General features: G+C 67.8%; 21 protein-coding genes. 6 read left to right on the top strand and 15 right to left on the bottom strand.

The window, feature by feature from the left end:
- Positions 1-16: 16 nt before the first annotated feature.
- From UCD39_RS17205 to gpmI, 3 genes are read right to left on the bottom strand one after another with little or no spacing between them, the layout of a single operon-like run.
- Entirely contained in the window at positions 17-1,480 is a 1,464-nt protein-coding gene (locus UCD39_RS17205; protein ID WP_330497123.1) for a S41 family peptidase, read from the bottom strand.
- Position 1,481: 1 nt separating this feature from the next.
- Positions 1,482-2,795, bottom strand: a complete 1,314-nt coding sequence (locus UCD39_RS17200; protein WP_330497122.1) for a murein hydrolase activator EnvC family protein — start codon at positions 2,793-2,795, stop codon at positions 1,482-1,484.
- Positions 2,796-2,835: 40 nt separating this feature from the next.
- Positions 2,836-4,413: a 2,3-bisphosphoglycerate-independent phosphoglycerate mutase gene (gpmI, locus tag UCD39_RS17195; protein WP_330497121.1), complete on the bottom strand. Its 1,578-nt coding sequence runs from the start codon at positions 4,411-4,413 to the stop codon at positions 2,836-2,838.
- A gap of 306 nt (positions 4,414-4,719) precedes the next feature.
- Here gpmI and rocD point away from each other — a divergent pair, with 306 nt between their 5' ends.
- From rocD to UCD39_RS17180, 3 genes are all read left to right on the top strand, one after another.
- Entirely contained in the window at positions 4,720-5,958 is a 1,239-nt protein-coding gene (rocD, locus tag UCD39_RS17190) for an ornithine--oxo-acid transaminase (RefSeq protein WP_330497120.1), read from the top strand.
- 36 nt (positions 5,959-5,994) lie between these two features.
- Positions 5,995-6,909: a dimethylarginine dimethylaminohydrolase family protein gene (locus tag UCD39_RS17185; protein ID WP_330497119.1), complete on the top strand. Its 915-nt coding sequence runs from the start codon at positions 5,995-5,997 to the stop codon at positions 6,907-6,909.
- Between the two features lie 84 nt (positions 6,910-6,993).
- On the top strand, positions 6,994-7,485 hold the full coding sequence (locus UCD39_RS17180; RefSeq protein WP_330497118.1) for an Lrp/AsnC family transcriptional regulator: 492 nt from the start codon (positions 6,994-6,996) through the stop codon (positions 7,483-7,485).
- A gap of 296 nt (positions 7,486-7,781) precedes the next feature.
- On the opposite strand, the gene UCD39_RS17175 is transcribed toward UCD39_RS17180, so the two are convergent.
- The 10 genes from UCD39_RS17175 to cysT all read right to left on the bottom strand — a co-directional run bounded on the left by UCD39_RS17175 (position 7,782) and on the right by cysT (position 15,964).
- Positions 7,782-7,991 (bottom strand): addiction module protein, encoded by a 210-nt coding sequence (locus UCD39_RS17175; protein ID WP_330497117.1) that lies wholly within the window; start codon positions 7,989-7,991, stop codon positions 7,782-7,784.
- A gap of 92 nt (positions 7,992-8,083) precedes the next feature.
- Positions 8,084-9,349, bottom strand: a complete 1,266-nt coding sequence (locus tag UCD39_RS17170) for an MgtC/SapB family protein (RefSeq protein ID WP_330497116.1) — start codon at positions 9,347-9,349, stop codon at positions 8,084-8,086.
- A gap of 48 nt (positions 9,350-9,397) precedes the next feature.
- Positions 9,398-9,946 (bottom strand): flavodoxin family protein, encoded by a 549-nt coding sequence (locus UCD39_RS17165; protein WP_330497115.1) that lies wholly within the window; start codon positions 9,944-9,946, stop codon positions 9,398-9,400.
- A 99-nt stretch (positions 9,947-10,045) separates the two neighbouring features.
- Positions 10,046-10,504 carry a 23S rRNA (pseudouridine(1915)-N(3))-methyltransferase RlmH gene (rlmH, locus tag UCD39_RS17160; protein WP_330497114.1) on the bottom strand — a complete coding sequence of 153 codons (459 nt, stop codon included), beginning with the start codon at positions 10,502-10,504 and terminating at the stop codon, positions 10,046-10,048.
- 30 nt (positions 10,505-10,534) lie between these two features.
- Positions 10,535-10,924 carry a ribosome silencing factor gene (gene rsfS, locus UCD39_RS17155; protein ID WP_145613308.1) on the bottom strand — a complete coding sequence of 130 codons (390 nt, stop codon included), beginning with the start codon at positions 10,922-10,924 and terminating at the stop codon, positions 10,535-10,537.
- Between the two features lie 205 nt (positions 10,925-11,129).
- Positions 11,130-11,774, bottom strand: a complete 645-nt coding sequence (locus UCD39_RS17150; protein WP_330497113.1) for a nicotinate-nucleotide adenylyltransferase — start codon at positions 11,772-11,774, stop codon at positions 11,130-11,132.
- A 22-nt stretch (positions 11,775-11,796) separates the two neighbouring features.
- A complete protein-coding gene (locus tag UCD39_RS17145) occupies positions 11,797-13,068 on the bottom strand; it encodes a glutamate-5-semialdehyde dehydrogenase (protein WP_330497112.1) in 1,272 nt (423 codons plus the stop codon).
- A 61-nt stretch (positions 13,069-13,129) separates the two neighbouring features.
- A complete protein-coding gene (locus tag UCD39_RS17140) occupies positions 13,130-14,194 on the bottom strand; it encodes a sulfate/molybdate ABC transporter ATP-binding protein (RefSeq protein ID WP_330497111.1) in 1,065 nt (354 codons plus the stop codon).
- A gap of 56 nt (positions 14,195-14,250) precedes the next feature.
- Entirely contained in the window at positions 14,251-15,108 is an 858-nt protein-coding gene (gene cysW / locus UCD39_RS17135; protein ID WP_330497110.1) for a sulfate ABC transporter permease subunit CysW, read from the bottom strand.
- Positions 15,098-15,964: a sulfate ABC transporter permease subunit CysT gene (cysT, locus tag UCD39_RS17130; protein ID WP_442943702.1), complete on the bottom strand. Its 867-nt coding sequence runs from the start codon at positions 15,962-15,964 to the stop codon at positions 15,098-15,100. Before cysT ends, cysW begins: the two co-directional genes overlap by 11 nt.
- A 512-nt stretch (positions 15,965-16,476) precedes the next feature.
- On the opposite strand from cysT, the gene UCD39_RS17125 reads away from it, so the two are divergent.
- Together UCD39_RS17125 and UCD39_RS17120 are read left to right on the top strand one after the other, a co-directional pair.
- A complete protein-coding gene (locus tag UCD39_RS17125) occupies positions 16,477-17,931 on the top strand; it encodes a GH1 family beta-glucosidase (protein WP_330497109.1) in 1,455 nt (484 codons plus the stop codon).
- Positions 17,932-18,166: 235 nt separating this feature from the next.
- Complete coding sequence (locus UCD39_RS17120) at positions 18,167-19,870, top strand: methyl-accepting chemotaxis protein (protein ID WP_330497108.1); 1,704 nt, start codon at positions 18,167-18,169, stop codon at positions 19,868-19,870.
- 52 nt (positions 19,871-19,922) lie between these two features.
- Here UCD39_RS17120 and UCD39_RS17115 read toward each other — a convergent pair whose 3' ends face one another.
- Positions 19,923-20,636 (bottom strand): hypothetical protein, encoded by a 714-nt coding sequence (locus UCD39_RS17115; protein ID WP_330497107.1) that lies wholly within the window; start codon positions 20,634-20,636, stop codon positions 19,923-19,925.
- A gap of 182 nt (positions 20,637-20,818) precedes the next feature.
- A complete protein-coding gene (locus UCD39_RS17110; RefSeq protein WP_330497106.1) occupies positions 20,819-21,469 on the bottom strand; it encodes a hypothetical protein in 651 nt (216 codons plus the stop codon).
- A 381-nt stretch (positions 21,470-21,850) separates the two neighbouring features.
- Between UCD39_RS17110 and UCD39_RS17105 the strand changes: the two genes are divergently transcribed.
- Complete coding sequence (locus UCD39_RS17105; protein WP_330497105.1) at positions 21,851-22,357, top strand: hypothetical protein; 507 nt, start codon at positions 21,851-21,853, stop codon at positions 22,355-22,357.
- Positions 22,358-22,398 lie beyond the last annotated feature (41 nt).

The raw sequence follows: 22,398 nt of genomic DNA, 5'->3' as shown, positions 1-22,398 counted from the left end.
CTAGGGCGTGTTGTGGTCAGTTCGTGGCCTTGGACTGTTGCAACAGCGACAGGCCGCGCAGCAGGTCCAGGGCGCGCGTCAGCTGATAATCCTGGGGCGTGGCATCGCCATTGGCGGCCGGCGGCACCGGGTTGCCCCCCGGGGCGTCCTGGCCCTTGGCGCCCGCCTTCGGGTCCTGCGTCTTGGAATCGACCTTGGCCTTGTCGGCGCCGGCACCCTTGTTGTCCGGCGTCTTGCCATCCGGGGTCTTGCCGTCCGAGGTCTTGTCCTTGGCGTCATCGCCCGGCTTGGCCGGCTGCTTGGCGCCCGGGTCGGTGTTGCGCAGGGCGTGCGGCAGGTCGGCCTCGCGCCGGCGGATAAGACCGGCGGGTGCGCCCACCTCTTCCACCTTGGCCTGCTGCACCTCGATGTCCGGGGTGATGCCCAACTGCTGGATGGACCGGCCGGACGGTGTGTAATAGCGCGCGGTGGTCAGCTTCATGGCGTTGCCGCCAGGCATGGGCATGATGGTCTGGACCGAGCCCTTGCCGAAGCTCTGCGTGCCCATGAGGATGGCGCGCTTATGGTCCTGCAGCGCGCCGGCGACGATTTCCGAGGCGGAGGCGGAGCCGCCGTTGATCAGCACCACCAGCGGCAGGCCGTGGATGGCGTCGCCGGGCTTGGCGTTGTAGCGCTCGCCCTGGTCGGGGCGGCGGCCGCGGGTGGAGACGATCTCCCCCCGCTCCAGGAAGGTGTCGCTGACCGAGATGGCCTGGTCCAGCAGGCCGCCGGGGTTGTTGCGCAGGTCCAGCACATAGCCGATGACCTTGTCGCCCAGCTCCTTCTGGATGCCGGCCAGGGCCTTGTCCAGGCCGGACTGGGTCTGCTCGGTGAAGCCGGACAGGCGGATGTAGCCGACCTTGCCCTCCACCCGCCAGCGCACCGACTGCACCTTGATGACGGCGCGGGTCAGGGTGAAGTTCAGGGGCTGGGGCACGTTGTTGCGGTGGATGGTGACCTTGATGTCGGTGCCCGGGGCGCCGCGCATCTTCTCCACCGCCTCGTTCAGGCCCAGGCCCACGATGGCTTCGTCGTTCAGGTGGGTGATGTAGTCGCCGGGCTGCACGCCGGCGCGGCTGGCCGGCGTGTCGTCGATGGGCGAGATCACCTTGACCACGCCATTCTCCTCCGTGACCTCCAGGCCCAGGCCGCCGAACTCACCCTTGGTCTGGACCTGCATGTCCTCCCAATTCTTCTTGTTCATGAAGTTGGAATGGGGGTCCAGCGAGGCCAGCATGCCGTTGATCGCGGCCTCGACCAGCTGGTCGTCCGGCACTTCCTCGACATAGTCGGACTTCACCCGCTCGAACGCTTCAGTGAACAGTTCCAGCTGCTTGTAGGTTTCCGCCTTGATCGGCGGCTTCGCGTCCAGCGGCCGGGACAGGGGGCTTGCCAGATAGACCAGGGCCACGACAGCCACGGAGGTCAGCAGTTTCTTCATCTCACCCTTGTCCTTTACCCTCGGTGCCCGTAAAGCCGCGCAGGGGGTTGATCGGCTGACCACCCCGCCGCAACTCGAAGTACAATGTGGGGCTTCCGTCGCTGGCCATGGCGCCCATGGGTTCGCCGGTCAACACACGTTGTCCCACCCGCGTATCGATCCGACCCAATCCCGCGATCAGGCTATGATACCCATTGGGGTGCTCGACGATCAAGATAAGGCCATAGCCCTTGAACGGGCCGGCGAAAACCACCGAGCCTTCATACGGCGCCACGACGGGGGACCCGGCGCGGGCGCTGATGCGCACGCCGCGGCTGGTGGTTCCCACCGCGTCCTGCTCGCCATAGCGCTGGGCCACCGGTCCGGCCACGGGCAGGGTCATGCCGCCCAGCGCCGTGCCGCCGGGCACATCCTTGGGCGTGCGGCCCATGGCGGCCAGCCGCTCCTGCGCCTTTTTCTGCCGAGCCTCTTCCGCCTGCTGGCGCTTCTGCGCCTCCGCCTGGCGGGCCCGCTCGGCGGCCGCCTTGCGCTCCGCCTCCAGCTTTTCCATGAGGTCGCGCAGGTCGCCGGCTTGGGACGTCAACACGGCCATGTGACCGGCCACATCCTGTAGTTCGGCGTCGTTGGCCTGCGACAGAGCCTCGCGGCGCGACACCAGGTCGCGCAGCTCGCCCTCGCGCTTTTCCAGCTCCTTTTTCGCCGTCAGCGCCTGGGCGCGCTTGTCCGCCAGTTTTTGGCGCAAGGCCGCCAGTTCCCGCAACTGCGCCGCCAGCGCGTCCGCCCGCTTTTTCAGCTGGGGGATGGCCTCGCGCAGCAGCAGGGCGCTCTTGACCATCTCGCCCGGCGCCTCCGGCCGGGCCACCATGGCCTCCGGCGGCAAACGGGACAAGCGTTGCAGGGCGCCCAGCAGGTCGGCCAGCGCCGCGCGGTCGGCGTCGATGCGGGCCATCTGTTCCTGCTCGTTGGCGGCCAGGCCGGCCAGCGACTGTTCCACCGTGCGGAGGGCGTCGTCCTGCCGGCGCTGGTCCTCCGCGACCGCCACCGACTTGGCGCGCAGATCGGCCAGTTCCCGCTCCAGCGCGTCGTTCTTGGCGTCCAGCTCGGCCTTGCGCGCCTGGTCGGCCTTCAGATCCTTTTCCACCTTGTCCAGCTGGCGCTGGGCGTCCTGCGGCTTGGGTGGGCTTTGGCTCCCGCTCGTCTGGGCAATGGGTGTCAGCACCACGGGCGGGGCGTGCTGGGCGGCCCCCGCCGCGCCCGGCGCCAGCAACGCCAGCGCCAGGGTCAGCAGGGGAAAGGGGGCCCTGGATGTGGTCACGGGGGGTGCGGTCACGGGCGGTTGTACCCGGGGCCCGCGCTCACTCGGCCGCCGCGCGGGCGGCGTCACGTACCAGCAGGGACCGGCCGGTCATTTCCTCCGGCTGGGGCAGGTTCATCAGTTCCAGCAGGGTGGGGGCCACGTCGGCCAGCTTGCCCTGGTCCAGGCGCACCACATCGGCCGGCGCGTTCACCAGGATGGCCGGCACCAGGTCCAGGGTGTGGGCGGTGTGCGGGCCGCCCGTCTCCGGGTCCTTCATCAGCTCGCAATTGCCGTGGTCGGCGGTGATCAGCAGGGCGCCGCCCTGGCGCTTCACCGCTTCCTCCAGCCGGCCGATGCTGCGGTCCACCGCCTCCACCGCCTTCACCGCGGCGGCCAGGATGCCGGAATGGCCCACCATGTCGGGGTTGGCGTAGTTCACCACCACCAGGTCGAAGGCGCCGCTGTCCACCGCCGCCACCAGCTTGTCCGTCAGCTCGTCGGCCGACATCTCCGGCTGCAGGTCGTAGGTCGCCACCTTGGGCGAGGGGACCAGGATGCGCTCCTCACCCTCGTAGACCTTCTCCTCGCCGCCGTTGAAGAAGAAGGTGACGTGCGGATACTTCTCCGTCTCGGCGATGCGCAGCTGCCTCAGGCCCTTTTGCGAGACGATCTCGCCCAGGGTGTGGCGGATTTCCTTGGGCGGGAAGATGGCCGGCAGGACCTTCGCCAATTGCGAAGAATACTCCACCATGCCCAGCTGCGCGGCGAACTTCACAGGGGTGCCCCGGTCGAAGCCGCTGAACTCCGGTTCCACCAGGGCGGACAGGATCTCACGGGCGCGGTCGGCGCGGAAGTTGGCCATCAGCACGCCGTCGCCGTCCTTCATGCCGGCGTAATCGCCGATGATGGTGGGCAGGATGAACTCATCGTGCTTGCCGGCGTCATAGCTCTGCGTCACCGCCGCCTCGGCGCTGGCGGCCTTCTCGCCTTCAGCCGACACCAGGGCGCGATAGGCCTTCTCCACCCGGTCCCAGCGCTTGTCGCGGTCCATGGCGTAGTAGCGGCCGTCCACCGTGGCGATTTTGGCGCCGGGGGCCTCCTTCAGGCCGGCCTCGATGGCGGCCAGCTGTTCCAGGGCGCTCTGCGGCGGCACGTCGCGGCCGTCGGTGAAGGCGTGCAGGGCCACCGGGATGCCGGCCTGGGCCAGGGTGCGGGCCAGGGCCACCATGTGGTCCTGGTGGCTGTGCACGCCGCCGGGGGAGGCCAGGCCCAGGATGTGGGCGGTGCCGCCCGACTTCTTCAGCGCCGCCTTGAACGCGGTCAGCGCCGCGTTGGTCTCGAACTCGCCCTGGGCGATCGCGCGGTCGATCATGGGCAGGTCCTGGAACACGATGCGGCCGGCACCCAGGTTCATGTGCCCCACCTCGGAATTGCCCATCTGGCCGGCGGGCAGGCCCACATCCTCCTCGCTGGCGGACAGCAGGCCGTGCGGGCAGTCCTTCCACAGGCGGTCATAGTTGGGGGTGTTGCCCTGGGCGACGGCGTTGTCCGCCACCTCTTCCCGATAGCCCCAGCCGTCCATGATGCACAGCACCACGGGGCGGGGGGCTTTGCTGGTCTTGTCGGCGGCGGCCATGGCTGTCTGTTCCCTGATCCTGGTGGTGTGGGAGGTGCGAACCTATTGGGAAAATCGGAATTTCCGCGCCGGATGGCAAGCGGCGCGTCCGAATTTCCGACCTGATAAAGCGTTATAGGCCGGCACGGGTTCGGCCGTCGCGCGTCTTACTTATGTCCGGCCTGCAAGGGGTGGGGACAGAAACGGTATGCCGGGCGCACCATCGCCCACCGCTTCTGTCGCCGGCCTCCGGAACTTCGGCCGTTTCGGCTGGCGCGTCCATGCCACCATCCAGGGTAACGAGACCGGGATAAGGTGGAGGACATCATGGATCAACGGCTGAACGGCGACAGGGGCGGGATCGCTTCCCCCGGGGCCATCGCCCTGGAAGACCGCTGGTGCGCCCACACCTACAAGCCGCTGCCCGTGGTCATCACCCGTGCCCAGGGCGCCTGGATCCACGATGACACCGGCCGCCGCTACCTGGACATGATGAGCGCCTATTCCGCCGTCAATGTCGGCCATGGCCATCCCCGCATCCTCAGGGCGCTGACCGAGCAGGCGGCCAAGGTGGCCGTCGTCTCCCGCGCCTTCCATACCGACAGGCTGGGCCCCTTCCTGCAACGCCTGTGCGCCCTGACCGGCCTGGACGGCGCCTGCCCCATGAACAGCGGGGCGGAGGCGGTGGAGACGGCGGTGAAGGCCGCCCGACGCTGGGGCTATCGCCATCGCCGCATTCCCGCCAACCAGGCGGAGATCATCGTGGCCAGCGGCAATTTCCATGGCCGCACCACCACCATCATCAGCTTCTCCTCCGAAGAGGCCTACCGGGAGGGCTTCGGTCCCTACACCCCCGGCTTCCGCGTCGTGCCCTTCGGCGACCTGGACGCGCTGACGGCGGCCATCGGCCCCAACACGGCGGCCGTGCTGCTGGAACCCATCCAGGGGGAGGCCGGCATCGTCCTGCCGCCGGCCGGCTACCTCAAGGGCGTGCGCGCGGCCTGTGACCGCGCCGGCATCCTGATGATCCTGGATGAGATCCAGTCCGGCCTGGGCCGCACCGGCCGCTGGTTCGCCCATCAGCATGAAGACATCCGCCCCGATGGCCTGTGCCTAGGCAAGGCACTGGGCGGTGGCGTGCTGCCCGTTTCCGCCTTCGTCGCCCGCCGCGATGTCATCGACGTGTTCGATCCCGGCAGTCACGGCTCCACCTTCGGCGGCAACCCGCTGGCCGCCGCCGTGGGGCTGGAGGCCCTGGCGGTGATCGAGGAGGAAGGGCTGGTCCAGCGCAGCGCCGCGCTGGGCGCACATCTCATGGACCGCCTGCGTGCCCTGAACAGCCCACTGATTCGCGACATCCGCGGCCTTGGCCTGTGGGTAGGGCTGGAGATCGATCCCGCCCGCGCCACCGCCCGCCAGGTGGTGGAGGAGTGGATGCGCCGCGGCGTCCTGTCCAAGGAAACCCACGACACGGTGGTGCGCCTGGCGCCGCCGCTGATGATCGCGCCGGAGGATCTGGACTGGGCGGTGGACCGCCTGGCCGAGACCCTGGCGACCTTCGCCTGACATCAATCGACAACAACACCCAGGGAATCCCCATCCATGCCCGATACCAGCCTGACTGGCGCCGCTGCCGCCACCCATGCCGGCGCCGCGACCGACGCCCTGCCCGGTGGCCGCATCCTGATGTGCGCTCCGGAGCATTTCGAGGTGAGCTACGCCATCAATCCCTGGATGCGGCCGGATCGCTGGCAGGAGGAGGGGGCCCTGCTGGGCGCCCGCTCCTCCAACGGCTGGGAACGGCTGGTGGCCACCCTGCGTGGCCTGGGCGTGGAACTGGAATTCGCGGCACCTCAGCCCGGCCTGCCCGACATGGTGTTCACCGCCAATGCCGCCGTGGTTCTGGACGGCAAGGCGCTGGTCGCCACCTTCCGCCACCCCCAGCGCCAGGGTGAGACGCCGGTGTTCCGCCGTACCTTCGACGCGCTGAAGGACCGGGGCCTGCTGACCGAGGTGCATGACATGCCGGCGGGCGTGGTGCTGGAGGGGGCGGGCGATTGCGTCTGGGACCCCGTGCGCAAGACCTTCTGGCTGGGCTATGGCCAGCGCTCCGACAAGGCGGCCGCCCCGGTGGTGCGCGACCTGTTCGGTGTGGAGGTCGAGGCGCTGGAACTGGTCGACCCGCGTTTCTATCACATGGACACCTGCCTCTGCCCCCTGACGGGCGGTGAGGTGCTCTACTTCCCCGGCGCCTTCTCCGCCGAGGGCAACGCCCGCATCCGGGAGCGCTTCGGCGCCGAAAACCTGATCGTGGCGCCGGAGCCCGATGCCTGCACCCTGGCCGTCAATGCCGTGAACCTGGGCCGCGATATCGTGCTGGCCACCGCCAGCCCGGCCCTGCGCGGCATGCTGACGGAGCGCGGCTATCGCGTGCACGAGACGCCGGTCAGCGATTTCGGCCTGTCCGGCGGTTCGGCCTTCTGCCTGATCCTGAAGTTGGATCGCACCTCAAAGTAAAACCCTTGGGCAAGTAAAGCCTTTGGGGGCGGAGGCGAGGGCGCTTAAGCTGGCGTCCTCGCTTTGGCCTTTTCGGACCCCGCCTTGAAGCCGCGCAAGCTCGACGCCATCGACATCAAGATCCTGACGGAATTGCAGGCCGATGGCCGCGTCACCAACCAGGCCCTGTCGGAACGGGTGGGCCTGTCCGCCCGCCCCTGCCTGGAACGGGTGCGCCGGCTGGAGCGCGAGGGCATCATCGTCCGCTACCAAGCCCAGGTGGACGTGCGCCGCATCCAGTCCTGCGTCTTCGTCCTGGCCCAAATCTCCCTGGAAAAACAGGGCCGTGCCCGCACCAGCGCCTTCGAACGCCGCCTGCGCGAGGTGCCCGAGGTCATCGAGTGCTTCGAGGTCAGCGGCCCCTACGACTACATCGCCAAGCTGGTCTGCCGCGACCTGGAGGCCTACCAGGAACTGACCGACAGCTGGATCGACGATGCCGAGATGGGCGTGGCCCGCGTCGTCAGCAACGTCGTCCTGCGCCCTATCCGCGACTTCGGGACGTATCCGGTGTTCGAGGAGGAGGAGGAAGTCTGAGCGTCAGCGCCTTCTGCGCCAATGCGCGGGATTCTGGCGGTTGTGCAAGCAGGCGAGGATGTGGACTTCCGAGTCCACGATGCGGAAAAACAGGGAATACGGGAAGCTTTTGAAGACAGCCTACCGCAGTTCCTTGTGAACGAACGGGAATTGGCGGGGGGCCTGGGCCAAGCGCGTGGACGGTGAGGCCAATTCTTCAGTGAAGCAAGGCTCCGCTGGTGGATATTCGTGGCGGTACCAGATCGTTGCTGTGCGGATATCTTCGGCAGCCAAAGGCGAGAAGATGACGGTCAGCATCAGGCGTGGCGTCGACGCAGTTCCGCCAAAAGCTCGTCGGCTGGAATGCCGTGCTTCATATCCTCATCTGCCGTCGCCAGCCGCCGGTCCAGTTCGGCCTTCTGTGCGTCCGTCAGGGGAATGTTCCGCTGGTCCAGGCTGTCCCATAACTCATCGATGAGCGTCAGGCGCTCCTCGGCAGTCAGGTGATCGAAGGGCAGTACGGTCATCGCTTTCGTCCCTAAAAGGGCACTTAGGTCCTCGAAACATGGCATCCGTCAGGGCCCTTGTCCAGGCAGGGGGTCTAGCGGTCACCCCGTCCTCACCACCCGACGGCCAACGCCCCGGCGCCCAGGGCCAGGGCGCTGACCCCGCCCACCACCAGGCCCAGGCGGGTGCCGCCCACCCAGGCGGCCATGGCGGCCTTGGTCACGGTGTTCACGGCGGTGACGATCAGCACGCCCTCCATGGCGACCTTCAGGGTCAGGCCGTGGCCGCCCAGATGGGCCATGGACAGGGTGACGGCGTCCACGTCGGCCACGCCCGACAGGGCGGCCATGACCAGCACGCCGGGGGCGCCCAAGGACTGCGCCAGCAACTGGCTGGCGAGGGCCACCGCCGCGATGAAGGCAGCCATCTTCAATGCCATGCCCACCTCCAGCGGGTTGGCGATGTTCAGCTTGGGCACATGGTAATGGCGGTTGCGGATGATCAGCACGGCGGCACCGCCCACCTGGCCCAGCGCGGCGCAGGCCAGCGGCGGCGCCAGCAGGCCCAGCAGGTCGGGGTTCAGCACCATGGCCAGCACCCCCACCCGGACCATCATGACGGCCCCGGCCAGCAGCACCCCCGCCCCCAGCAGGCGGGATGAGGTGGGATGCACCCGGCCCAGCCGCGCCAGGGTCAGCGTCGTGGCGGTGGAGGAGGCCAGGCCGCCGGCCAGCGCCGCCATCAACACCCCCAGCCGGTCACCCAGGGCGCGGACGGCGACATAGCCGCCGAAGGAGATGGCGGCGACCATGACCGCCAGCAGCCAGATGGAATGTGGGTTCAAGGCCCCCCATGGGTCCACCGGATGGTTGGGCAGGACGGGCAGCAGCAGGAAAGACATGGCCAGTAAGGTCAGGATGGCCCGGACCTCATCACCACTCAGCGTCGCCACCCAGCGGTGCAGGGGGTCGCGCAGCGCCAGCAGGCCGGTCATGGCCACGCCGGCGGCGATGGCGACGCGCACGTCCGCCAGGATGGCCAGAGCGCCCAGCAGGAAGGTCACCAGCCCCGCCACCACCGAGGTGATGCTGAGATCACGCTCCGGGTTGCGGTCGGTGTCGGCCCTGGCCTCCAGCCAGTGGAAGGCGGTGAAGGCGGCGGCATAGCCCAGGAACACCAGGCCCAGGATGTAGGGCTGCTGCGCCCCCGCCAGGGCGCCGGCCACACCGCCCAGCAGGCCCGACAGGGCGAAGGTGCGCAGTCCCACCGCGCGCTGGTATTCCTGGCCGCTGCGGCTGTGCCACCCCCGTTCCAACCCCACCAGCAGGCCGATCGCCAAGGAAACCGCCAGGCGGCTGAGCAGGGTGGTGGGGTCCATCAAGGCGGTCCTGGGTGGGTGACGACCCGCCCAGTCGGCCCTAATCGTTCAGCCGGCGCATTGATCCACCGCAAGGGCTTGGGGCACCGGCGCCGGGGCCACCGGTACTGGGGCCACCGGTATTGGGGCGGGACTCACGGTCTGGGCGAAATGGGCCACCGTCTCGATGTAGATGCCGCTCTTCATTTCGGCGGCGGTGATGGTCAGCCGCGCCTTGGGCGGCTTTCCCACCCAGGCCCCCAGCGCGTCCAGCGACTGTGGGCCGGCGGACCCGCCATGGGTCAGCAGCAGGGCGGTGTCCGGCAGCTCCGCCCGCTCGCGCTGGACATAGGCGCGCAAGGGCGGGCAGGGCTGCCAGGCCCAGATCGGGCCGGCCAGGATCACCAGGTCATAGTCGCGCACGGCATGGACGGCGGGGGCGATCTCGACCAGCCGGCGCCGGCGGCTGTCCATCGCGGCGCGCCACCAGCCCAGGAAGCTGACGGTGTACCGGTCGCAGCGGATTTCCTCGATATCGGCATGCAGATGCCGGGCCAATTCCTGCACCACGGCGCGCGTCGTGCCGGTCAGCGAATAATAGGCGATCAGCACGGCCATGGGTCCCCTCCCCCTCCGGCTGCCCTCATGGGCTCTGGGTGGGCGAAGACTGGCAGGATGCCCCGCCGCGGGCATTGACGCACCGCAAGCGTGTGGCCCTTACACCCGGTGGTAGGGATGTCCCGCGAGGATTTGCTGGGCGCGATAAAGCTGTTCGGCCAGCATGCCGCGCACCATCATATGCGGCCAGGTCATGGGGCCGAAGGCGATGAGCAGGGAGGCGCGGCGGCGGACCTCCTCAGCCAGGCCATCGGCGCCGCCGATGATGAAGGCCAGGTCGGCCAAGCCGCCGTCGCGCCAGGTGCCGACCTGGCGGGCGAACGCCTCGCTGGGCAGGGCCTTGCCGCGTTCGTCCAGGGCCACCAGGGTGGCGCCGGGAGGGATGGCTTCCAGCAGCAGCTGGGCCTCCAGCCGCTTCAGCTCATCCCCCTCCACCCGCTTGCGGCACTCCACCTCACGCAAGGTGAAGGGCCAGGTGATGCGGCCCTTGTACTCTTCGAACAGGTCGCGGGCAGGGCCCGGCCGGCTGCGGCCGACGGCGATCAGCCAAACGCGCATGGGCCCGATCCCGCTACCGTTCGATCACGATCAAACAGACAAAAAGTCGCCGGCCGGCGCACCGAACCCGGCGAAGTCGGGCGGCAGTTCCACGCCCCACATCTTTTCCAGGTTGTAGAAGGCACGGACCTCGGGACGGAACAGGTGGACCAGCACGTCACCGGCATCGATCAGCACCCAGTCGCACTGAGGCGTGCCTTCGGCGTCCAGGCCGACCAGCCCGACCTCCTTGAGCTTGGACAGCAGATGGCCGGCCATGGCGTCCACCTGGCGGGCGGAGCGGCCGGAGGTGATGACGATGTAGTCGGCCAGGGTGGACTTGCCCTTGAGGTCGAGCACCACGGTGCCTTCGGCCTTGTCATCCTCCACGCTGGCGACGATCAGGTCGCGCAGCTGCTCGGGGAAGTCGGGGGCCGCCATGTCCGGAAGCGGCTGGGGCGCCGTCCGCCCAGCGGTCGGCGTCGGGAAATGGGCGATGGTGGAAATGATCGTTACCTCTAAGCAAAAAAGGGCGCTCAGGACCGGAGGACCGGCCCGCACCCTGATGATAATCCGTTGATGTCCGTGGGCAAGCCGAACGGTGGCGTCTTGCCCACGGGGTTAGCCCCGGCGGTTGGTTTCCCGGTCATCGGCCGGCCCACCACCCCTTCCGCCGGATCTCGGTGGAGGAGGCGGGGTGCAGCGGCCCGTCCAGAAAGGTCCAGGCCGGCGCCGGCCGTGCCGGCAGCCCACCCGCGTCCCGTGGCGGAACCCTGCTGCGGGAATACCGCCGCGCGGCCTGGCCGACAAGCGCCTTTAGGGAATAGGGGCGGCGCGGAAACACGGCAACGGGCATGCGGCCCAGAATGCGCGTCCACCCCCGCCAGCGCGGAATCTGCAACAGGTTGTCGGCGCCCATGATCCAGACGAAGCGGGTGCGGGGATAGCGGCGGCGCAGGGCCTCCAGCGTGTCCACGGTGTAGCGGGTGCCCAGCTGCGTCTCCAGGTCCGTCACCAGGATGCGCGGATCACGGGCGGCGGCGCGGGCGGCATCCAGCCGGGCGTCCAGCGTGGCCATGCCGCGGGTCTGCTTCAGCGGGTTCTGCGGGCTGACCAGCCACCACACCTGGTCCAGCTGCAGGCGGCGCAGCATCCATTGGCTGACATGGCGGTGGCCGGCATGGGCGGGGTTGAAGGACCCGCCCAGGATGCCGATGCGCCGGCCGGCCCAACTGGCACCGGTCAGCGGCCGCGGTCGAATCCAATAGCGGCCGTGGGGGGAGGTTGACATGGGGGGAACGCCGACCGGTCGCTTATGGGCGCGTCTGGCCGTCGCCGCGCACGACGTACTTGTAGCTGGTCAGCTGCTCCGCGCCCACGGGGCCACGGGCGTGCAGCTTGCCGGTGGAAATGCCGATTTCCGCGCCGAAGCCGAACTCCCCGCCATCGGCGAACTGGGTGGAGGCGTTCCACAGCACGATGCCGCTGTCCACCCGGGCCAGGAAATATTCCGCCGTGGCCGCATCCTCCGTCACGATGCTGTCGGTATGGTGGCTGCCGTGGCGCTCGATATGCGCGATGGCGTCGTCCACGCCGTCCACCACCTTCACCGACAGGATGGCGTCCAGGTATTCCGTATCCCAGTCGGCGTCGTCGGCGGGCAGGACGCGGCCGTCCAGGGACTGCACCGTGGCGTCGCCCCGCACCTCGCACCCGGCGGCGACCAGATCCTCGATCAGGGCGGGCAGCTGGGCCGCCGCCACGTCGCGGTGGACCAGCAGCGTCTCCATGGCGCCGCAAATGCCGGTGCGGCGCATCTTGGCGTTGAGGGCGATGGCGCGGCCCTTGGCCGGATCGGCCGCCTTGTCCAGGTAGACGTGGCAGATGCCGTCCAGATGCTTGATGACCGGTACGCGCGATTCCGCCGCCACCCGCGCCGTCAGGGACTTGCCGCCCCGGGGGATGATGACGTCGACGAAATCGGTCATGGTCAGCAGGATGCCCACGGCGGCGCGGTCGGTAGTGGGCACCAGCTGCACGGCGTCGGCGGGCAGGCCGCCTTCCACCAGGCCCCGGCGCATGGCGTCCACGATGGTGCTGGAGGAATGCAGGCTTTCCGATCCGCCGCGCAGGATGGCGGCGTTGCCGGATTTGACGCACAGGCCGCCGGCATCCGCCGTCACGTTGGGCCGGCTTTCATAGATGATGCCGATGACTCCCAGGGGCACCCGCACCCGCTGGATACGCAGGCCGTTGGGCCTGGTCCAGTCGGCCATGACCGCACCAAGGGGATCGGGCAGGTCGGCCACGTCCTCCAGCCCCTTGGCGATGGCTTCCAACCGGCCCTCGTCCAGGCGCAGGCGGTCCAGCAGGGCGGGGGTTAGGCCCTTGGCCTGGCCGGCCGCCATGTCGCGGGCGTTGGCGTCCAGAATGAGGACGGCGTCGGCGCGCAGGGCGGCGGCGGCGGCGCGCAGCCCGGCGACGCGCTGCTCCGGCGTGGTCACGGCCAACTGGGCGCTGGCGGCGCGCGCCCGCTGCCCGATGTCCCGCATCACCGCCGTGAGGTCGACCGTCTGCCCGTCCATGATTCGCACGCCCTGATATCCGTTACGCCGTCACACCTTCACCCACCAGCTTTGGGCGCCCCTAGCTTTTGGCGGGGAACACCCGGGCGTGACGGAAGTCCACAGTACACCAGCTGCCGACGTCCAGCGCCAGATCGCTCAGCCGGTCGCGGGACAGCTGCGCTTCCAGCGCGCGGCCGGCCAGATCCAGCTCCAGCCGGGCCACGGGGCCGGCGGCGTGCAGGCTGCTGACCCGCGCGCTCCACTTGCCCTCGGGCACGCCGTCGCCGGGCGCCACGTCCAGTTCCACCTGGTGGGGCCGGACATAGATGACGGCCGGGCCGTTGGCGCCCACCTCGCCATCCACCCGCACAGCCTTGCCGTCCAGCCGGGCGACGCCCCCCTCGATGACGCCGTTCAGCCGATTCACCCCGCCCAGGAAGTCGAAGACGAAGCTGTCGGCCGGGGTGTCGTACACCTCCGCCGGGGTGCCCACCTGGATGATCTGGCCATGGTTCATGACGACCACGCGGTCCGCCAGCTCCAGCGCCTCCTCCTGGTCATGGGTCACGAAGATGGAGGTGATGTGCATATCGTCGTGCAGGTGGCGCAGCCACTTGCGCAAATCCTTGCGCACCTTGGCGTCCAGCGCGCCGAAGGGTTCATCCAGCAGCAACACCTTGGGCTCGATGGCCAGCGCGCGGGCCAGGGCCACGCGCTGACGCTGGCCGCCGGACAACTGGCTGGGGTAGCGGCTGGCCAGGTGCGACAACTGCACCATCTCCAGCAGCTGGCCCACCCGGCGGCGGATGTCCATCTCCGCCGGCCGTTCCGCCTTCTTCTTGACGCGCAGGCCGAAGGCCACGTTGTCGAAGACGGTCATGTGCCGGAACAGGGCGTAGTGCTGGAAGACGAAGCCCACCTTGCGATCGCGCGCGGCGCGGTCGCGGGTGTCCTGCCCGTCGAAGCTCACCTCGCCGGCGTCGGCATGGTCCAGCCCGGCGATGATGCGCAGCAGGGTGGTCTTGCCGGAGCCGCTGGGCCCCAGCAAGGCCAGCAGCTCACCCGAGCGCACGTCCAGGCTGACGCCACCCAAGGCGGTGAAAGCGCCGAAGGTCTTTTCTACATTGCGGATTTCAATGGCCATGCGCGCCGCCCGTTTGCTTGATCGTCATTGTCGCCGCTTTCTTCACCTGTTTGGCCTCAGCGCTTGGCGGCGGCGATCTGGTCGGCGAAGCGCCATTCCAGGATCGCCTTGGCCGCCAGGGTGACCAGCGCCAGTAGCGCCAGCAGCGAGGCCACCGCGAAGGCGGCCACGAAGTTGTATTCGTTGTACAGAATCTCGACATGCAGGGGCATGGTGTTGGTTTTGCCCCGGATGTGCCCGGAAACGACGGACACCGCCCCAAACTCCCCCATCGCGCGGGCGTTGCACAACAGCACGCCGTACAGCAGGCCCCAGCGGATGTTGGGCAGGGTCACCAGGCGGAAGGTCTGCCAGCCGCTGGCGCCCAGCACGATGGCCGCTTCCTCATCCTCCACCCCCTGTTCCTGCATCAGGGGGATCAGTTCGCGCGCCACGAAGGGAAAGGTGACGAAGACGGTGGCCATGACCACGCCCGGCACGGCGAAAATGATCTGCACCCCATGGTCGCGCAGCCAGGGGCCGAAGGTGCCGTGCAGGCCAAACAGCAGCACGTAGACCAGGCCGGAAATGACGGGCGAGACGGAGAAGGGCAGGTCGATCAGGGCCAGCAGCAGGCTCTTGCCCCGGAAATTGAACTTGGCGATGGCCCAGCTGGCGGCCACGCCGAACACCAGGTTCAGCGGCACGGCGATGGCGGCCACCGTCAGGGTCAGCTGGATGGCGGACAGGGCGTCGGGGTTGGCCAGGCCCTTGAGGAAGGCGCCGAAGCCCTTGGCCAGGGCCTGGCTGAACACCGCCGCGAGCGGCAGGGCCAGGAAGGCCGCCAGGAACAGGATGGCCAGGCCGATGAGCGCCAAGCGCGTCAGCGGGCCTTCGCCCACGGCCGGGCGGCGGGAATGCGGATCAGCGGGCATGGCGCGACCGGGTCCAGCGCTGCAGGAAATTGATGCCCAGCAGCATGAGGAAGGAAACCCCCATCATGGCCGTGGCGATGACGGTGGCGCCGGCATAGTCATATTGCTCCAGCCGGGCGACGATCAGCAGGGGCACGATCTCGGACACCGCCGGGATGTTGCCGGCGATGAAGATGACGGAGCCGTATTCGCCCACACCGCGGGCGAAGGCCAGGGCCACGCCGGTGATTAGCGCCGGCAGGATGGCGGGCAGCAGTACCTTGATGAAGGTCTGCCAGCGGGTGGCGCCCAGGGAGGCGGCGGCCTCCTCCACCTCGGCATCCAAATCCTGCAGCACCGGCTCCACCGTGCGCACGATGAAGGGCAGGCCGACGAACACCAGGGCGATGACGATGCCGATGGGGGTGAAGGCGATCTTGAAGCCGGCGGCCTTGGCCAGGGCGCCGATCCAGCCGTTGGGGGCATAGATGGCGGTCAGCGCGATGCCGGCGACGGAGGTCGGCAGGGCGAAGGGCAGGTCGACCATGGCGTCGATCAGGCGCCGGCCGGGAAAGCGGTAGCGCACCAGCACCCAGGCGACGACCAGGCCGAACACCGCGTTGATTAGCGCCGCCGCCAGGGCGCAGCCGAAGCTGACATAGAAGGCGTGCAGCACCCGGGGGGCCAGGGTGATGGCCCAGAACCGATCCCAGCCCACGTCCGCCGCCCGCAGCGCCATGTGGCCCAGAGGGATCAGGACGATCAGGCAGAGATAGGCCAGGGTGAAGCCGAAAGCCGTGCCGAAGCCGGGCAGGATGGTGGGTGCCAGGAAGGACCAGCCCCGCTTGGCCGGCCGGGCGGTTGTGCCCGATGCCACGGCCGTCACGAGGCGTCCCCGCTTAGAAGGGACCCGCCCGAAAGGGATAAGTCGACGTGAGACGAACCCGGTCGGGTCATGAGCGGCCTTTCCCCAAATTCGAGACGTGAGATTAATGCATAAGCCCCGGAGCGTGTACAACCTTCACGCTGGGGAGTGCAGGCGCCTCTTTCACAACGGTGCCATGCATCTCCGAATAAATCACCATCACAAAAGTGTGAAATATAAATCAATCGGATAATGCCGGGTCGTGGGCGAAAATCCCGCGCGGTAGCGGTCACATGACGTGTGACAGCGTTGTCCGCATTGGGTAAAAGTCCTTCAGGGAGGAAGGGCATGACAAAAACCAATGCTGGCACCGTTTTCAGTCCGGGTCATCCGGCGGAATTGCGCATGCCGGCGCGCGCCCTGGCCTTGCCGTACAGCCGATACCGGATCTTGCCGCGGGATGAGCGTTCGCGGCGGGGGCTCCGTGGGGATGAGGCGCTACCAAGAAGCGGAGTGTAATGAGCATGATGAATCGTCGCGCCCTGTTGCAGGGCACGGCCGCCCTGGCCGGTATTGGCGCCCTAGGGGGAACGACCGCAGCCTGGCGGTCCGCGCTGGCGGCCATGCCGGCGGGCCAAGTCGTGTTTCCGAAGGATTTCCTGTGGGGGGCCGCCACCGCCGCCTATCAGGTCGAGGGCGGGTGGAACGCCGACGGCAAGGGGCCGTCCATCTGGGACACGTTCACCCACCAGCCGGGCCACATCAAGGAGAACGCGACCGGTGACGTGGCCTGCGACAGCTATCACAAGTACAAGGAGGACGCGGCCCTCATTCGGCAGATGAACCTGAAGAGCTACCGCTATTCCATCGCCTGGTCGCGGGTGCAGCCGCTGGGCAAGGGGGCGGTGAATCAGGCGGGCCTGGATTATTACAAACGCCTGACCGACGCGGTGCTGGAGACGGGCGCCCGCCCCCTGGTCACGCTGTACCATTGGGATCTGCCGCAGGCCCTGGACGACGCCGGCGGCTGGACCAACCGCGACACCGCCGACCGGCTGGCGGAGTATGCCGACATCGTCGGCCGCGCGCTGGGCGACCGCATCACCCACTGGGCCATCCTGAACGAGCCCAAGACCTTCACCCATCTGGGCTATTGGGAAGGCATCTTCGCCCCTGGCCACAAGGACCCGCTGCAGATGCTGAAGGCCACCCATGTGGTGAACCTCAGCCAGGGCAAGGCCTTCCGCGCCCTGAAGGCCATCAACCCCAAGTTCCAGGTCGGCAGCGTTTGCGACGTGGCCAACATGGTGCCGCGCACGGACAGCGAGGCCGACAAGGCCGCGGCCGAGCGCTACCACCGCTTCCTGAACCTGTGGTTCCTGCAGCCGGTGCTGGACGGCACCTACCCCGATGTGCTGCCGGCGGACCAGCGCGACGCCCTGCTGGGCTTCCAGCCGGGCGACGAGAAAACCATGCGCGCCGATTACGACATGGTGGGCCTGAACTACTACACCCGCTGGGTGGTGGCGGATAAGCCCGAAGGCAATGGCATCCCCGGCCTGAACACCGCGCACGAATGGGGCGAGGGGCCGCACGCCAAGACCGACATCGGCTGGGACATCGACCCCGACGGCTTCCACGACACGCTGGTGCGCATGGCCAAGGCCATCGGCAACCGCCCCATCGAGATCACGGAAAGCGGCGCGTCCTACAACACGCCGCTGGTCAATGGCCGGGTGAAGGACACTCAGCGCATCGAGTACATGAAGGCCTATTTCGCCGCCCTGTCCCGCGCAATCCAGGACGGGGCGCCCGTGCGCGCCTACCATGCCTGGAGCCTCATGGACAATTTCGAATGGGCCCAGGGCTATACCCAGCGCTTCGGCCTGGTCTATGTCGATTACAAGAACGATCAGAAGCGGACGATCAAGGACAGTGGCCTGTGGTACGCCAAGGTCGCCAAGAACAACGGTTTCTGATTTCTGGTTTGCTGAGGCGGGACCGCCCGTCCCGCCTCAGAATTGGGGTCTCAAATAAATGCCAGCGTCAATAAATAAAAAGCAACATTAACGCTGAATGAACGCCTGATATGGATCAATCTTCTGATGAATTGATGGGTGTTCCATTCCTTTAATAGATTATTAAGTGAGGGGGGACAGAGAATTCACCTGATCATCTGCGCGCCGGCCGCAGGTGTTACCTCAGGAGGGTTAGATGTCCTTAAAAAATATTCCGATCGTCTACAAGATATTGATAATCGTTGGGTTGTTGTCCTCCATCCTGATTTATGTGGGCTACACCGGATACCACAGCGCCGTCACCCTGGGCGCGGCCGGGCAGGATATTGACGATGCGGATGGCCAGGCGCTGCGCGCCGCCCGCATGAACCAGACCCTGATCGCGCTCAACCGCTCCCAATACCGCATGGGCATGGATGCGTCGCAGGAGTCGATGGCGACGGTGGAAAAGTCGGTGGCCGAGAACCGCGCGCTGTTCGAGCGCAGCCTGAATGACCTGCGGTCCGGTGCCGATCCCCAGGAACAGGAAATGCTGAGGACCGTGGCCGAGGGTTATGGCGCCTTGGTGGGCAACCTGGAGGCGACGATGGCGAAGGCGCGCACCCAGGGCGGCGTGGCCCCCACCGTGGACCAGATGGCCGTGATCGCGTCGGTCAAGGAAGGCCGGGCCCTGGTTGACCAGTTGCAACAGCGGGTGCGCGCGCTGGCGGACCATTACGACCAGGCGGGCACCGACATGGCGCGGCGCGGCCTGGCCATGGCCGACGATGCCAAGCGCATCATGCTGATCGGGACGATCGCCGGGACCCTGGTAGGGGTGGCCTTGGGCATGGGCATCGGCCATGTCGGTGTCGCCCGCCCCATCGGCGCCATGGTGGATTGCCTGCAGCGCCTTGCCGCCGGCGACGTGGGCTTCACCGTCTTCGGCCTGGGCCGCAAGGATGAACTGGGCGCGGTGGCGGAGACCATGCAGGTCTTCAAGACCAATATCCTGCGCAACCGCGAGATGGAGGCCGCCGCGAAGGAGCAGGAGCAGCGCGCCGCAGCGGAGAAGAAGAAGGCCATGGATGAGTTGGCGGACCTGTTCGACGCCAAGGTGGCCGGCGTGGTCCAGGCGGTCTCCTCCGCGGCGGAGCAACTGTCGTCCACCGCCACCGCCATGTCCTCCATCGCCGAGGAAACCAACCGGCAGGCCACCACCGTGGCGGCGGCGGCCGACCAGACCACGGCCAATGTCCAGACCGTGTCCTCGGCGGCGGAGCAGCTCTCCTCCTCCATCGGGGAGATCAGCCAGCGCGTCGGCCATTCCAGCGAGGTGTCCTGCAGCGCCGTGGAGCGGGCGCGGTTGGCCAACGAGATGGTGCGCGGCCTGGCCTCCAACGCCGAGCGTATCGGCCGGGTCATCGAGCTGATCAGCAACATCGCCAGCCAGACCAACCTGCTGGCCCTCAACGCCACCATCGAGGCGGCGCGGGCGGGTGAGGCCGGCCGGGGCTTCGCCGTCGTGGCGGGGGAGGTCAAGACCCTGGCGACCCAGACCGCCAAGGCCACCGACGAGATCGTGGCCCAGATCGCGGAGGTCCAGGCCTCCACCCGGCAGGCCGTGGGCGCCATCGAGGGCATCGGCGCGGTGATCGATGAACTGAGCCAAATCTCCAGCGCCATCGCCTCGGCGGTCGAGGAACAGAGCGCCGCGACGCAGGAGATCGCCCGCAACGTCGACCAGGCGGCCCATGGCACGCAGGATGTGTCACGCAGCATCGCCGGCGTCACCGTGGCATCGGCGGAGGCCGGACAGGCCGCCTCCCAGGTGCTGGCCGCGGCCAGCGGCCTGGGCCGCAGCTCCGACATCCTGCGGACGGAGGTGGGCAGCTTCATCAGCCGCGTGCGCGCCGCCTGACGGTGCGGGGCCTGATGTGGGGGCTGGTGGTTTCGCCAGCCCCACCCCTACCTTAAAATAGGGGTAGAGCGTAAATGCGCCCAGGGGTGCCATCTTCTGCCGTGGCGGCAATGCGCACGACCGGGTTGCGCCGGTCCAGCTTGCTGCTGAATTTCAGGACTGGCCTGACCCGCTCGTTTCGGTTCAGCGCGTCGCCGCCGTCGATGCTGGCGCTGACTTGGCAATGCTCCAGCGGCCCGCACAGGAAATCCAATTCATCGATGTCCGGCGTCGAGAAGCCCTTGGCTGGCCGCACGAATTCCCTGATGGCCCGGCCCACCAGCTTGGCGCCCTCTCGCAACTCGGCATAGGGAATGGTCTGGCCAGGGTCGGTCGTCACCTCCAGCAAGAAGACGGCCTCCAGGGTGCCCGAGTGTGGGCTGGTGACCAGCTTCGCGTCGGCCGCTTCCCAGTCGGCGCGGTAAGGAATGAGGAAAATGCCGTCGGCGGTGGATTCGATCTCATCCTCCTTGCCATCATAGTCCGCCCACATCTGGACGGGTTCCGATTCGATGCTCCCCCCTTTGTACTGGATTTTGAAAGCCAGGCGCAGGTGGTGGCCTGAACTCCCCACCTGATCCATGACCTTTAGAAAGTCGGATAGGCCCCGGTAGGTCACCCGACCGAACTGTTCGCGCGAGGTCACCACCATCTCCGGCACCGGTTCAGCCTGCGCCTGTGGCGATGTCTCTACCTCCTGTGCCCCCGCTGCGCTGGTGTGGATCAAGGCCACTATCGCCGCCAGCGCTCGCCAACCCGCCTTTGACCGATATACCCTGCGTTCCAAGATGCCCCCTGCCGCTGGATGCCGTCACGTCCCGTCGCCAGACGTAAGCTTACCAGGCGTTGAGATTCCTACGCATGGGGCGCGGCCTGCGACGTATCTTCGCGGGCTGCCGGGATAAGGGCTCAAAACAGGTGTGCCACCGGCAGCGCGTAGATGTGGGCGGGAATGGCTTCATTGTCGGTGCTGGCGGTCAGGCGCAGGCTGGGGTTTCGGCGCTCCAGCCGGCTGTTGAAGTCCAGCAGGGGCGCGCCGTTGTCGTCGTGCTCCAACGCCGGTTCCCCTTCCAGCGCGGCCTCCAGCCGGCAATGGTCCTTGGGACCGCACTGGAAGCTGAACTGGTCTATGCCCGGGATGACGAAGCCCAGGACGGGGCCCACCAACCGTTCGATGGCGCGATCCAACAGCTTGGCGCCCTGTCGCATCTCGGCGTAGGGGATGGGCTGCCCGTCCCGCACCATCACTTCCAGCACCAGGTCCGCCCGCATGCTGCCCTTGGGTTGATTGCTGACGATCTTGGCGTCGGCATCCACCCAATCCTGGCGGAAGGGCAGGTAGAAATAGCCGTCACCCGCCGTCTCGATGGCTTCTTCCTTGCCATCGTGCACCGCCCATTCCTGGATGGGATCAGGACCGGTCTTGCCTTTCCGCCGCTCCAGGTGGACCAGCAGGCGTAGATGGTGTCCGCTGGCGGCGCCCAGCTCATCCAATTCTTTCAGCACCTTGGCTACTCGGCGGTACTTGATGCCGGCGAAGTCGTTCTGGTCCGCGACCACGATTTCCTGGATCGCCCCTTCCGTTGCGGGGCTTGGAAACGTTTGTTGGACTGGCGCGGCTTCGTCGGTCTGGGCGCCAGCCGCATCGGCGCACATCGTGACCAGGGCGGCCAGCGTCACCCCCATCCATATCTGGGCTTTCAAGATATCCCCATCCGATCAGACGACGCCCCCATAGGCGCCATCCTTACTAAGGGTTGTAATTGGGGCAAGTGTAGGGCTGCCGCGCGACCGATTTTTGTGGGCACCCAGCTTGCCGTCGCCGCACCGCGCGCGATTTCCCTGTCAGGTCAGGAAACACAGGCGCTATATCAGGATAAATACAGCGCTATGCCAGGGAAGGAACCGGTCATGCGGCAGGGACAGGGAATGGTGATAGGGATGATGATGATGGCCCTGGCGGGTCCCGCCTGGGCCCAGGGTGCTGTCCAAAGGGCCGACCCGTCATGCAAGGGCGTCGCGGTGGAATGGCCGGCCGACCTCAAGGCCTGGGGCCTTACCACCGTGCCGGTGACGGCCGCGACCGCGTCCGCCGCCGCCCCGGCCCTGACCCCCGGCACGCCGGTACGGGTGACACTGGCGCCCAAGTCGGGCGTCACCCTGGCCACCACGCCACCCAAACCCGCGGCTGAGTCGACCTATGCCGGCATCGTGTCCTTCACCGTGCCCGCCGCCGGCCCCTATCGTATCGCGCTGGACACGGGGGCCTGGGTCGACGTGGTGGCGAATGGGACGGCGGTGGAGTCCACCAGCCACAAGCACGGCCCCAACTGCTCCGGCATCCACAAGGTGGTGGATTTCGGCCTGGCCGCCGGCACTTATCAGCTGCAATTGTCCAACAGCCCGGTGCCCGCCGTCACCGTGCTGGTGGTGCCGCCGCAGGGCTGAGAACCGCCCCCTGTGCCAAGGCCGGCGGCGATGCTATATGT

The organism is Nitrospirillum karajorum (assembly GCF_036348415.1).
In the GTDB taxonomy this organism is placed as follows: Bacteria; Pseudomonadota; Alphaproteobacteria; order Azospirillales; family Azospirillaceae; genus Nitrospirillum; species Nitrospirillum amazonense_B.
This window is presented reverse-complemented; position numbering and strand designations above follow the sequence as displayed.

Coding starts and splice junctions, on each gene's coding strand:
- rsfS (WP_145613308.1), bottom strand. CDS start 10,924: ATGGCGGCCCCCGACTTCCCCGAGCAGCTGCGCGACCTGATCGTCGCC.
- cysW (WP_330497110.1), bottom strand. CDS start 15,108: ATGCCCGCTGATCCGCATTCCCGCCGCCCGGCCGTGGGCGAAGGCCCG.
- UCD39_RS17140 (WP_330497111.1), bottom strand. CDS start 14,194: ATGGCCATTGAAATCCGCAATGTAGAAAAGACCTTCGGCGCTTTCACC.
- UCD39_RS17105 (WP_330497105.1), top strand. CDS start 21,851: ATGATGATGATGGCCCTGGCGGGTCCCGCCTGGGCCCAGGGTGCTGTC.
- UCD39_RS17175 (WP_330497117.1), bottom strand. CDS start 7,991: ATGACCGTACTGCCCTTCGATCACCTGACTGCCGAGGAGCGCCTGACG.
- UCD39_RS17125 (WP_330497109.1), top strand. CDS start 16,477: ATGATGAATCGTCGCGCCCTGTTGCAGGGCACGGCCGCCCTGGCCGGT.
- UCD39_RS17120 (WP_330497108.1), top strand. CDS start 18,167: ATGTCCTTAAAAAATATTCCGATCGTCTACAAGATATTGATAATCGTT.
- rocD (WP_330497120.1), top strand. CDS start 4,720: ATGGATCAACGGCTGAACGGCGACAGGGGCGGGATCGCTTCCCCCGGG.
- UCD39_RS17145 (WP_330497112.1), bottom strand. CDS start 13,068: ATGGACGGGCAGACGGTCGACCTCACGGCGGTGATGCGGGACATCGGG.
- UCD39_RS17150 (WP_330497113.1), bottom strand. CDS start 11,774: ATGTCAACCTCCCCCCACGGCCGCTATTGGATTCGACCGCGGCCGCTG.
- rlmH (WP_330497114.1), bottom strand. CDS start 10,504: ATGCGCGTTTGGCTGATCGCCGTCGGCCGCAGCCGGCCGGGCCCTGCC.
- UCD39_RS17170 (WP_330497116.1), bottom strand. CDS start 9,349: ATGGACCCCACCACCCTGCTCAGCCGCCTGGCGGTTTCCTTGGCGATC.
- UCD39_RS17185 (WP_330497119.1), top strand. CDS start 5,995: ATGCCCGATACCAGCCTGACTGGCGCCGCTGCCGCCACCCATGCCGGC.
- UCD39_RS17205 (WP_330497123.1), bottom strand. CDS start 1,480: ATGAAGAAACTGCTGACCTCCGTGGCTGTCGTGGCCCTGGTCTATCTG.
- UCD39_RS17165 (WP_330497115.1), bottom strand. CDS start 9,946: ATGGCCGTGCTGATCGCCTATTATTCGCTGACCGGCACGACGCGCGCC.
- gpmI (WP_330497121.1), bottom strand. CDS start 4,413: ATGGCCGCCGCCGACAAGACCAGCAAAGCCCCCCGCCCCGTGGTGCTG.